This is a genomic window from Streptomyces sp. OfavH-34-F (genome assembly GCF_022347745.1).
In the GTDB taxonomy this organism is placed as follows: domain Bacteria; phylum Actinomycetota; class Actinomycetes; order Streptomycetales; family Streptomycetaceae; genus Streptomyces.
On the sequence record NZ_JAKRGC010000197.1, the window covers coordinates 1 to 11,793 of the forward strand.

Genomic DNA, 11,793 nt, shown 5'->3' on the forward strand with positions numbered 1-11,793 from the left:
GGAGCAGCCCGTCCGCGAGGACCGGCGCGACGACCGGGGCTACGACCGCCGCGACAACCGGGGCGGCGGCTACCGCTCCGGCGGCGACCGCCGCGACGACCGCATCGGTGAGCGCTCCGGGCGCCCGGCCGGCCAGAGCGGCTACCGGGGCAACAGCGACCGCCCCTCGTTCCGCAGCAGCAACGACCGCCGGGACGACCGCCGCGACGAGCGTCCCTCGTTCAGCCGGGACCGCCGTGACGACCGTCCCTCGGGTGGCTTCCGCTCGGGCGGCGACCGCCCGTTCAACCGGGACCGCCGCGACGACCGCCCGTCCGGTGGCTTCCGCTCCGGCGGCGACCGCCGGGACGACCGGGGCGGCCGCTCCTTCGAGCGCCGCGACGACCGCGGTGGCTTCCAGCGCCGTGACGACCGTCCCTCGGGCGGCTTCCGCTCGGGCGGCGACCGCCCGTTCAACCGGGACCGCCGCGACGACCGCCCCTCCGGCGGCTTCCGCTCCGGCGGCGACCGTCCGAACGGCCGCCGCGACGACCACCGTTCGACCGGTACGAGCACCGGCTCCTTCGGCCGCCGCGACGACAAGCCGCGCTGGAAGCGCAACGGCTGAGCGTGCTGAGGACCCTCTGAAGGTCTGCTGAGAAGCGGGCCCGTCCCCCCGGACGGGCCCGCTTCCGCGTGTTCCGGGAAGCCCGCGCCGACCTGCGCGGACGCCCCTGCGGACGAGCCGGAAAAGAGAGTTGGCGTGTCCGCGTCTGCTGCTAGAGTTCGCCGCATCTGCTCGGGGGTGGGTGCGCGCGGTAGCCGCCGCACCACGCAGGCCGTACGCGTGTTCCGCCGGCCTCTCCCCGCGCCCTGTTCCTGGGGAGGACCTTCACAGTGACCCGCACTTCCAACGGGTGGGGACGCCGCCGCGCGTCCACGCACATCGCCCTGCTGGTCACCCTCGCGATGACCGCGGGGGCGGGCGCGATGACCACCGGCACGGCCGCCGCCGACACGGCGCCCACCACGGCCGCGGACACCGTGGTCGTGAAGCCCGGCGCCCGCTTCGTACCGCGCCAGACCCGCGTCCTGAACGCCGGGGAGACCGGCTTCCTGACGGCGCGTGAGGGCGACGACCGCCTGCGCTGGACCGACTACGCGTCCGGCGCCGAGACCGTACTGGACGAGCGGCTGCCCAAGCCGCTGGAGTACGACCCCGAGGCCGTGCGCACCCGCGGCGACTGGCCCACCGGCTTCGGCCAGGGCTCCGACACCGTGGCGGTGTACGCGGACGGCCCCAGCCCGCACGTGACGCTGCGACAGCGCGCCGGCGAGGGCCCGGCCACCGTCGTCGCGATCCCGGAGGGCCAGAGCTACGTGGGGACGTACGGCACGACCGTCCTCACCCGCACCGGCCCCGAGACCGCCGCGACCGGCCTGCACCTGCTGCGCGCCACTGACAGTGGGGTCGAGGACCGGGCGCTGGAGGGGCTGCCCGAGGGATGGCGGCTGACGGTCTCCGAGGGCGACGCCCGCTCGATCGTGGTCCGGGCCATCCTCTGGGAGGGCTCGACGATGTCCCAGGGCTGGTGGCTGGTGGACCTGGAGAGCGGGAAGCTCCAGGCCCTGGACGAGCACGCCGACGCCGTCACCCTGGGCACCGACACCGTGCTGGAGTACGGCTCCTACGCCGCCCGGCTGCTCGACCGCGACGACCCGTCGGCCGAGCTGCGCGCGTACGACCTGCGGGACCAGTCGTACGACACCTCCTTCCGGATGCTGGGGAACACCCTCGTCGGGGTCCTGCCGGCGAACCCCGGCGACAACGAGTACCGCGGCAACCCCCTGAACGTCATCTCCGAGGACGGCCGGACCACCAAACAACTGCTCGCCGTCGCCCACACCGACCTCACCCGGACGCCGGACGGCTCGCTCCTGGTCGCGGGCGCCGAGACCGGCGGCTCCGAGGGGGCCCTGGACTGGGGCTACTACCTGTTCACGGAGGCCGCCGACGGCACCGTGAAGCGCACCCGGGTCGCCGACATCGAGGACATGCCCGCACAGCCGGCGGGCATCGCGCTGGGCAGCGGCATCCTCACCACGGCGGACGACTCCCGCCTGTTCCAGCCGGGCACCTACATCGGCGCCTACCGGAGCACCTGGCTCAGGACCTCCGGCCGCCCCGAGGAGATCCGTACGACGGTGGACGGCCTCACCAGCGGCCGGGACGCCGACTGCGGCTGGGGCGGCGACGACCCCTACTGCGTCACCCTGTTCGCGAGCGGCGACGGGTTCCACGGCCGCAAGCAGGGCACCGAGCAGGACCAGACCATGCTGTTCCGCAACGGTGACGGCGCCTGGGGCCCCCGGCTCAACACGGGCCTGATGAACCCCGAACTCGTGGACCTCTCCGGCCGCTACGCCGTGGTGAACGAGGCCTCCGGCAACCACAAGAAGCCCGTCGAGTTCCAGGAGGGCACCGACTCCGGCACGGTGCTGGACGGCCGCGACCTGGACGCCGCCGCGCTGTGGGGCAACACGCTCTGGAGCAACCTCCCCGACTCGCCGACCGTCACCTCGAAGAACGTGACGACGGGCGCGGCCGGCACCTCCTTCACCACGCCCAACAAGTGCGTGCCGGACGAACTGCAGGCCGTGGGCCGCTGGGTCCACTGGTCGTGCGGCTCCGACTGGCCCCGCGGCGCGGGTGTGTACGACCGGCAGACGGGGAAGACCACGACGGCCCCCGATGCCGACACTCTCCTGGCGGACGGCTACCTCGTCACGCACGAGGAGGGCGCCGGACTCACCCTGTACGACCTCCACGCCGGGCTGCCGTCCGGCGGCACGTACGCCGACCTCCCCCGGCGGCAGCTGGCCGCCGAGGCGGACCTGGACCCGCGCGGCGTGCGCCGGTCCGGCTGGACCGTCGACCGCTTCGGCGGCCATGTCGCGTACACCGGGAAGGACCGGCTGGTCCGCGTCGTGCCCACGGGCGTTCCGGCCTCGGCACTGTCGGTGATCGACACGGCGGCGCCGGGCGGTTCGCTGGACCTGCGGGCGTCCGCCCCGAAGTGGCGGGGCTCCTGGTGGCTGTCCAAGCCCGCCGCGTCCTGGCGGCTGACGGTGACCAACACCGCGTCCGGGGCGACGGTGCGCACGCTGACCGGCGGCGAGGCGCGCGGCCTGATCACGGCCGCCTGGGACGGGCGGACCGCCGGTGGCGCGTACGCCCCCAACGGCGCGTACACCTGGACGCTGAGCGCCGTGCCCGCCGACGGGGTGGGCGCCGCCCTGGCCGTCTCCGGCAGCGTGAAGGTCACCGGCGGGGCCGCCGTGGCGCGGGACTTCGTCAAGAACGACGGCTTCGGCGACCTGCTGGCCCTCACCTCCGCCGGACGGGCCGACTGGCGGGCCGGCACGGGCACGGGGACGGGCCGGGTCGAGGACAGGGTGTCGGGCTCCGGCTGGACCGGCGACAACACCGTGACCGCCGCCGTGCCCTTCGAGGACATCAGCGGCGACCGCTGCAACGACGTTCTCGTCCGCACGAAGGCCGGCGAGCTGCGCGCCTACAAGCCGGGCTGCGGAGCCGCGCTCACGCCCTCCACGCCGTACCGGAAGATCGGCACCGGCTGGAACATGTTCGACGCCCTCACCTCCCCCGGCGACATGTCGGGCGACGGCCGCGCGGACCTGCTGGGCCGGACGCCCGAGGGCGACCTGTACTTCTACCGCGGCCGGGGCGACGGCCTGTTCGAGCCGCGCGTGAAGATCGGCTACGGCTGGCAGAAGTACCTCCTCGCTGGCATGGGCGACATGGACGGCGACGGCCTGGGTGACCTGTTCGCCCGGGACCGCTCCGGCAACGTCTGGCGCTACCCGGCCACCGGCCACGGCACCCTCGGCGCCCGCGTCAAGCTCGGCTACGGCTGGACCATGTACGACACGGTGGTCGGCTCCGGCGACCTGAACGGCGACGGCCGCGCGGACCTGCTGGCCCGCGACACGTCCGGCGTCCTGTGGAGCTACCGGGGCACCGCCCAGGGCACCCTGGCGGCCCGCACCAAGGTCGGCGGCGCCTGGGAGATGTACCAGTACCTGTTCTGACCCGCCGTCCACCGCGCCGTGCGGCCGATACCCGATCGGCTGCACGGCGCGGGCGGGCTATGCTCGGGGGTGATGTGCCGAGGGCCGTTAGCTCAATTGGTCAGAGCAGCGGACTTTTAATCCGTTGGTTGTGGGTTCGAGTCCCACACGGCCTACATCTCCGCCCCAGGTCAGAGCGTCCCTGACCTGGGGCATCGCGCTGTCCGGGAGGTGCGCGTGAGCGCTGCTGGCCCGCTGCTGGCCCGACACAAGTGCGACGAGTCCCCGGCCGTCAACGTCCGGGAATTCGTCGGTCACGGTCCGTTCCCTTTCGGAACCGGGCCCCAGCGGTGTGTCGATGCGCCCGACAGATCAGAGCGATGCCTCGACTCCGAGGGCTCCGGAACGGATGGCTCCCCGGAGCACGTGGGCGATTTCCTCGGGTTTGAGGTCGATAGAGGAGAGGCCCTCCGCAGTCAGCGGGATCTCCTCCAGTGCGTACTCACCGCGGCCCTCGGCGCTGAATTCAGGGCCGGTGCGGTCCTCGAAGGACCAGGTCGCGATGCTGGCGAGGTAGAAGAGCTGACGCTCGTCGTCGGACTCCATCGTGTGGAGCAGACGGATGATGTCCGCCTTTCCCGCGATCTCCTCGTGGATCTCCCGGTGGAGGGCGGCCTCGCGTGACTCGTCGCTGGGTTCGACGCCGCCCCCGGGCAGAACCCAGTACGCGGGGATGCCGGGCCTGGTCCGGCGGATGACCAGCATCGTGTGGTCGGGGGTGACGAGGACGGCACGGACGCGTTCGATCATTTCGTTGGGTCTCCTTGCTTGTTGGTGGGTCTCAGTGGAGCAGCCAGCCACCGTCGACGTGGACCGACTGCCCTGTAATGAACGAGGCGGAAGGGCCTACGAGAAACGCCACCAGGGCGGCGACGTCCTCGGGGCGGCCACGGCGCGGGACGCACTGGCGCTTGATCTGGTCCTCCGGCCGCGCACGGTGCCGGGCGGGGAGGGCGTTCTCGGCCTCTACCTGGATGGCGCCGGGCAGGACTGTGTTGACGCAGATTCCGTACGGGCCCAGTTCGCGGGCGAGAGAGCGGGTAAGTCCCAGCAGCCCGGCCTTCGCGGTGCTGTACGCGACGAGGTTCGTCCGGCCGGCGCGGGCGTTGACGCTGCCGATGTTCACGATCCGGCCCCAGTGGCGTTCGATCATGCCGGGGGTGAATGCGTGGCAGGTGCGGTAGTGGGCGGTGAGGTTCACGTCGAGGGAGTAGTTCCAGGCGGGCTCGTCGGTGTCCTGCCAGGCGACCCGGGGGTAGGAGCCGGCGTTGTTCACCAGGATGTCGACGGGGCCGATCTCGGCGCGGACGAGGTCGGCCATGGTTTGGACGCTGCCTGGATCGGTCAGGTCGGCGTTCACCGCGATCCCGGGGCTGCCCGCGCGTTCGAAGGCGGCGAGGAGGGCGTGGGCGTCGGGGTCCTGGCCGAGATGGTTGACCGCCACGGTTGCTCCGGCGGTGGCGAGCGCCCGTCCGATCTGAGCCCCGATGCCGGTGGCCCCGCCGGTGACGAGGGCGATGCGGCCCTGGAGAGGCCGGGCCTGGAGAGGAGTCTCAAGCAGTGGCAGGGACATTGCTGTTCCGTTCGCTGGGGTGGAGGTGAGGGGCCGGTGCGGTGGCGAAGAAGGTGTCGAGCGCCGTTTGCGGGTCCTGGCTTTCGGCGAGTTTGATCAGGACGAGCAGGAGGTCGTGCCCGGTCAGCCGGGAGGGCGGGATGACGCCGAGAACGCGCAGGGCGAGAAAGGCACGGATCTCCTCCAGGCCGCTGCCGAATCCCGTGCAAAGGCCTTCCAGGACACGGGTAATGGCGGCAGCGCGGCCGGGACCGGTGTTCCAGGAGTATCGGACATCGATGTGCCGACTGGGCCGGTGCAGTTCCAGGTGCTCGATGCGAGGGCGGGCCAGAGGCGGCAGGGCGAGGCGGAGAGTGCGGGCGTACACGTCGGGCTGGTAGCGGGGGACGAGCCAGCCGCCCAGGGCCATCAGGTACCAGAGCAGGTTGGCGGCCTCGCCCGCGACGGTGTTGCGCCCGGCGAACTCGAAGTCGAGCCAGCACAGCGGGTCGGCGATGTTGGGTTCGGTGGGGTCGCCCTGCGTCAGGCCGGCGCGCAGGCGACGGTCAGGGGCCAGGGCGTCACGGAGGTGCTCGATGGTGCCGGCTATATCCAGCGTCAGCGGTCTGCCGTTGGCGGTGAGGGTGAAGTCGGCCAGTTCCCGGAGGGTGAGGGTCGTATCGGTGCGGGGCAGAGCGATGGGCAGGTCGCGGCGCGAGTACCAGTGGTCCAGCCGTCCCCCGGGGCGGATGCGGTCGAGGTAGAGGTCCGGTACGCACTCGGCCAGGGGCACGTGCTTCCCGGTCTCCTCGGCCGCTGCCCGCAGGTCGGCGCAGACGCCGTCCACGAGGCGGGCCAGGCGGGGCTGGACGGCCGGGTCGCGGTCGGCCAGGGCGATGACGTCGCCCATCAGCAGCTCGCACCGGCCGGTAGCGAAGACATCCTCGTAGACGAGGATCTGTCTGTCCGGAAACGCGATCTGCCCGCGGAGGGCCGGAACCGCGATGCGAGAGGCGAGCCGCGCATGCCCCTTCGCCTCGTTATCGGCCTGCTCGCGGGTAGCCACCGGCTTGTGGAAGACGCCCGTTGCCGCGGTGGCCCGTCGGGCGGTCGCGCTCACCGCGTCTCCCCGGGAAGAGTGTCCAGCCATCCCTGGAGGACCAGGAGTGCGAGCGCTTCGGCAGCGAGCGACTCGGTGCGGGCGGTGGTGACCAGGCTCGTGTCCTGCCGCGTGGCGTCGAGGAGGACGGTGAGGGCGTCGCTGTCGGAGGGGCACTCGATTCCCTTGAAGCGAAGCTGGATCTTCGCGAGCAACGCGGTGACCTTGTAGAGGGCCCGGAGGTCGGGGCTGCCCTTGAGGAACTGGCGGCGGATCTCGATGGCGGCCTGGATACCGTCGCGCAGGCTTGCCGCGACGTCGGTGGCCGCGTCCGGAGCGGGCAGAGACAGACCGGGGGTGGACCACAAGGGGACCAGCGACCCGCTGCCGATGAGAGCGAGGACGTGAAGGAGTCGAGAGGTGATGGCGCCGGCCCGGCACTCGGCACGCGTCAGTACGGTGATGCCCAGCTTGACCCCGCCGAGCTCGGTCTCCAGATCCGCGAGGATCTGGCGCATCTCGTCGAGGGAGGAGGTGTCGGCGACAACGAGGACGTCGAGGTCACTCCAACCGTGCTGGTACTTGCCCCGGGCCCCGCTTCCGGTGACGGCCAGCAGATCGATCAACGGGCGGAGGCCGGTGGTGCGGTCGATGAATTCGGCCAGATAGGACTCCAGGTTCACGGGGAGTCCGAGCGCGTTGACCGGCATGGTTGAGGGCTCATGTTCCGGCCAGCGTCGATCGAGCGTGATGCGGTCCAACCGCCGCTCCAACTCCAGGCGTGCCCCGTCGTTGTTGATGACCTCATGGGCGATCGAGACGATCTTGTCCGCGCCTCGTGCGCCTTTGATGAGGTCGCGGTCGACGACGTCCTGGGAACCGGCGGTGCCTCGCCGGATACGTGTGGCCTCGGAGGCGTCCAGGTACGCGATGGTGAGCTGGGGCCCGAGCATCCGGGCGAGTTCGGCGGTCGAGTCGAAGTCGTGCAGCGACTCGATGCTGACGGAGTCGAGGAAGGGGTGGGCCTGGCAGAAGCGGTCCAGCGAGTCAATGATCAACTCGGCGTGCACGACCGGTCCCAGTCGGTACGGATCGCGAATTCTGGCCCTGTTGGCGGCGTTCTCGATGAGATACCCGATCTTGAGGCGGGCGTGGCCGTGCTGGGTGCGCAGATACTCGCCGGCCGTGCTCTTGCCGCTCTCCGACATCCCGCCCAGCGCAGTGACGTGCACTCCGGCCAGGGCACGACCGGGCAACTCCGGATGCAGCGGTGCCAGAAGCCGGCGCACCTCGTCCTGGACGGCGACGGTCGGCCGGTCCCCGATGCGGATGGCCATCGGGAAGCGTCCCTCGTCGACGAGGCGGTTGATCTGCTCATGGAGGTGGCGTTGGTAGGCCGCGTAGATGTCGGTGACGGACACCTCGTGGGCCAGGCTCCGCCGGGTGCCTTCCTCCGGATCGTCGCAGTGCAGGAGGACGAGGGCGTGCTCGCCCTCCTCGGCGGCCCGCAGGTCGGTCTCGTACGGGGCCAGCAGGATCCGGGCCCGGGCCGTGGCCTGCGCGGCGTCCAGGTCCTCCCGTACGGCGACCGTGGCGGCGACGGACGCCTCCAGCATCGGGATGCCCCGGTCCAGCAGGCGCACGGGTGCGGAGAAGGGGTGCCGGGAGCGTTCGAGGTAGGAGGTGGCGAGGACATCGGCCACCTCCTCCACCGGGCCGGTATCGAACCACCAGCGAGCCGTACCGTCGGCCTTGATGGCGTTCCAGCGGGGGTCGTAGTGGTCGAGCGGGCCTGCGGAGGTCGCGGCCGGGCCCATGCGCCGGGTGAGGATTCCGATCTGCTTGGTCTTCCCGGTGTTGTCGGGGCCGCTGAACGCGACCGACACGGGGAGGGGATACGTGTCGCTGTTGTACGGACTGGACATCGGCTTCCCTTCGCGGGTGATGCGGAAGAGGGGGTACGTCGGTGAGGCACCGTGGACGGCCTGCGGCCAAGGAGGTGGGCTCCTGCCCTGGCCGGAAGGACAGACCGAAGCCGGAGGGTCTGTACGGGGCCGTGCGCTGTCCGTGGGCATCTCCACCATCGGGTCCTCTCACGTGTCCGGGCAGGCACCAACAGGCCCTGAACAGGGCCTGTTCGAGCCATTCGGAGATCTGCGGGGTGATGTTCAGTGAACGACGGGCCGCGCTCCCGGGACAGGGCCCAGGATGTAGTCCTGCGTAATCCCGCGTAATCCAGGTGGGGAGGGTGACGGGGTGCCGAGGAACCCGGCCGTCGCGGAACTGATCAAGCGGGCCTGCCAAGAACGCGGCTGGGGCCCCTCGGAGTTGGCGCGTGCCCTCGGACTCGCCGAATGCGGCGACCCGCGCCGCCTGCAGCGCCAGCACGCCCGGCGGTGGATAGAAGGCGAACGAACCCCCGGCCACTGGTGGCCCTACATCGCACAGGTGCTGGCACTGGATCCCGAGGCGATCAACCTCCCGGAGCCCACGCCTGCGGCACCCCACACAGATACCGTTGCATCAGTCCTGCACCTGGGAAGGAGCGACGTGGAACGCCGGGAATTCATCCTCGCCTCCAGCGGATACGCGCTGTCCGCACTCGGCCTGCCCGACATGGACAGCATCACCCGCCGAACCAAGACCGCCCTTCCCGGAGCCGTCCGCGTCGGCCAGGGCGAGGTGGCCGCCGTACGGCACATGGTCAAGGCACTCGGCGACTCCGCCTCCGAACTCGGTGGCGGGCACGCGCGCCACCTGGCCGTCCGCTACCTCACCCAGGACGTCGCTCCCTGGCTGGAGGGTCACTTCACCGAAGCCACCGGCCGCGACCTGTTCGCCGCCACCTCCCAGCTCGTCCACCTCGCCGGCTGGATGGCTCAGGACGAGGGCGACACCCCCGAACTGCGCGGGCTCGCCCAGCGCTACTACGCCCACTCCTTTCGCCTGGCCGCCGAAGCCGGCGATCCGGAACTGTCCGCGACGGCTCTCCGGGGCCTCGCCGTCCAATGCGTCGACCTCGGCTACCGGGCCGAAGCCGTTCAGCTCGGCGAAGCCTGCGTGGAGTACGGCCGCCACCTCGACAATCCGCGCGCCGTCGCCTACTACGAGGCCACCCTCGCCAACGCCGCCGCCCAGGATGACGATCGCCGCATGGCAACCAAGCACCTGGCCTTGTCAGAGACCGCCATTGCCAGGCCGACCGCCGCAGCCGGCGATTCCTGGGCCGCCCACTACTCACCCGGCCGCTGGGCCCATGAATCCGGCATGATCCTTTCCCGCCTCGGCGACCTCGACGCCGCCGAGGAACACCTCCACCTCGCCCTCGACATCCACGGCCTCGACCGCCGCCGCACCCGCGCCATCGTCCTCGCCGACCTCGGCGGCGTCCGCCTGCGCCAAGGTGACGTCGACGGAGCCATGGCCACTTGGCGCGACTTCCTGGACTGCGCCGACGGCATCCGCTCGGTGAAGGTCCAGACGGCCTTGCAGGACATGCGCGTCCGCCTGCGCCGGTACGACGGAGTCCCGGAGGCCCAAGAGCTACGCGAGCGGGCGGTTCGGTTCGCCGCGTGATCGTTCTCGTCTCAAAAGGTGAACCAGGTGCGGGGGCACTGATCAGTCCTGGTCAGTGTGTGACTGCTCCGTGATGTGAGCAGGTTCCTCGTCCAGCCTGCGGTCAACCTTGATGACCTGCGCTGCTATGTGACGGGCTCCAGCGGCTTGCCGGGTGCGCCGCGACCGCTTGCAGACAGGGCTTTGCGCCGTGCGTGGGGACGATCGCGCGCAGTTGCTTCCCGGAAGCGCCACCACTGCGACTGCCACCAGGACGCCTGCCGCCCGAACAGCGACGAAGCGCCCCGCCCGGCTGATGCCGGGCGGGGCGCTCCGTAGTGTGCGGGGTCAGTCGCAGGAGTTGGTGGTGTACGAGGCGTAGACCGGGCTGCCCTGGTCGCGGTCGCCGTTCTTGTAGATGATGTAGCGGCCGTTGGTGGCGCGGAGGAAGTCGAGGTCGTGGGCCGCGCCGTCGTAGCGGACGCGGAGGTACTGGCCGTCGGCGGTGCTGCCGGAGTCGTAGCGGAGCTTGCCGTCGGCGCGGCCGAAGGTGTTCTTGCCGACCCGGCCGTCGGCGGTCAGGCCCCAGGTGGCCTGGAGCTTCTTGGTGGCGTACGTGGTGTTGGGGCCGAAGTTCCCGTCGATGTCCGAGAGGTCGAAGTCGGAACCGTTCGACTCGTTGGCGCCCTCGGCCCACAGGATCTGCTGCCAGAGGCAGACGGCCGACGAGCTGGAGTAGGAGGAGCTGGACAGCTCGCCCTCGTCGCCGAAGTCGTCCGTCCAGGTGCCGCCGCCGCTGATGTAGCCGCCGGCCGCCGAAGCGGAGGCGGGCGAGGCGCTGACCGCCAGGGCGGAGGCGGCGAGCGCGGCCACGACGGTGGCGCCGAGGCGGGTGCGCGTCATGCGGAGGTTCATCGGTCTGTTCCCCGTTCGTCCGGTGGTGCTGCGGGCGTTTGCAGACCCATCGTCGGGGCGCCGGAGGGCCACGGGTACCTGCACAGTTGCAGGGTCCGGGGTCAGGACTCCGCCGGGCCCCTGCGCAACGCGCGCCAGGTCGCCGGGCCGACCATGCCGTCGGCGTCCAGGCCCGCCCGCTTCTGGAAGGTGAGCACCGCCCGGTGGGTCATCGGGCCGAAGTCGCCGTCCGCCTCCCCGACCTCCGTGATGCCGTGCAGGTACCGCAGGAGGCACTGCAGTTCGCGGACCTGGCTGCCCCCGTCGCCGCGCCGGACGGTGAAATCCCAGGTGCCGCTGTGGCCCGCCATGTAGCCGGTCCGGTGCGAGGCGTTCTCGTACCGCACCGGGCGTTCGCAGGTCGGGGGATCGGCGGCCACCGCGTCCGGATCCCAGGGCGGGGCCAGGAGCAGCGCCACCGTGCCCGCGACCGCCGCCGCGAGGCCCGTGACGAGGGCGGGGCGGGTCCACCGCCGGGGGCGCAGCCTCGGCAGCCGGGCCG

The 11,793-nt window shown here is 71.6% G+C and carries 8 protein-coding genes, 1 tRNA gene and 1 pseudogene; 4 read left to right on the forward strand and 6 right to left on the reverse strand.

Annotated elements, in window-relative coordinates:
- The 3 genes and pseudogenes from MHW47_RS24000 to MHW47_RS24010 all read left to right on the forward strand — a co-directional run.
- Positions 1–607, forward strand: a pseudogene (locus tag MHW47_RS24000) (RNA helicase); the annotation flags it as partial.
- Between the two features lie 269 nt (positions 608–876).
- Positions 877–4,092, forward strand: a complete 3,216-nt coding sequence (locus tag MHW47_RS24005) for an FG-GAP-like repeat-containing protein (RefSeq protein ID WP_239225849.1) — start codon at positions 877–879, stop codon at positions 4,090–4,092.
- 81 nt (positions 4,093–4,173) lie between these two features.
- Positions 4,174–4,247: transfer RNA gene (locus tag MHW47_RS24010), tRNA-Lys, on the forward strand.
- 196 nt (positions 4,248–4,443) lie between these two features.
- On the opposite strand, the gene MHW47_RS24015 is transcribed toward MHW47_RS24010, so the two are convergent.
- Genes MHW47_RS24015 through MHW47_RS24030 form a run of 4 tightly spaced genes read right to left on the reverse strand, consistent with a single transcriptional unit; the run spans position 4,444 to position 8,707 of the window.
- A complete protein-coding gene (locus MHW47_RS24015; protein WP_239225850.1) occupies positions 4,444–4,881 on the reverse strand; it encodes an NUDIX domain-containing protein in 438 nt (145 codons plus the stop codon).
- A gap of 31 nt (positions 4,882–4,912) precedes the next feature.
- Positions 4,913–5,704 carry an SDR family NAD(P)-dependent oxidoreductase gene (locus MHW47_RS24020; protein WP_239225851.1) on the reverse strand — a complete coding sequence of 264 codons (792 nt, stop codon included), beginning with the start codon at positions 5,702–5,704 and terminating at the stop codon, positions 4,913–4,915.
- Positions 5,685–6,803, reverse strand: a complete 1,119-nt coding sequence (locus tag MHW47_RS24025) for a hypothetical protein (RefSeq protein WP_239225852.1) — start codon at positions 6,801–6,803, stop codon at positions 5,685–5,687. Before MHW47_RS24025 ends, MHW47_RS24020 begins: the two co-directional genes overlap by 20 nt.
- A complete protein-coding gene (locus tag MHW47_RS24030) occupies positions 6,800–8,707 on the reverse strand; it encodes a nucleotidyltransferase domain-containing protein (protein WP_239225853.1) in 1,908 nt (635 codons plus the stop codon). Before MHW47_RS24030 ends, MHW47_RS24025 begins: the two co-directional genes overlap by 4 nt.
- A 625-nt stretch (positions 8,708–9,332) precedes the next feature.
- Here MHW47_RS24030 and MHW47_RS24035 point away from each other — a divergent pair.
- Positions 9,333–10,358, forward strand: coding sequence for a tetratricopeptide repeat protein (locus MHW47_RS24035; RefSeq protein ID WP_239225854.1), 1,026 nt, complete (start codon positions 9,333–9,335; stop codon positions 10,356–10,358).
- 327 nt (positions 10,359–10,685) lie between these two features.
- Here MHW47_RS24035 and MHW47_RS24040 read toward each other — a convergent pair whose 3' ends face one another.
- Together MHW47_RS24040 and MHW47_RS24045 are read right to left on the reverse strand one after the other, a co-directional pair.
- Positions 10,686–11,240 (reverse strand): peptidoglycan-binding protein, encoded by a 555-nt coding sequence (locus MHW47_RS24040; protein WP_239225855.1) that lies wholly within the window; start codon positions 11,238–11,240, stop codon positions 10,686–10,688.
- A gap of 113 nt (positions 11,241–11,353) precedes the next feature.
- Positions 11,354–11,793 (reverse strand): peptidoglycan-binding protein (locus tag MHW47_RS24045; RefSeq protein ID WP_239225856.1); only part of this gene is annotated, 440 nt, incomplete at its 5' end.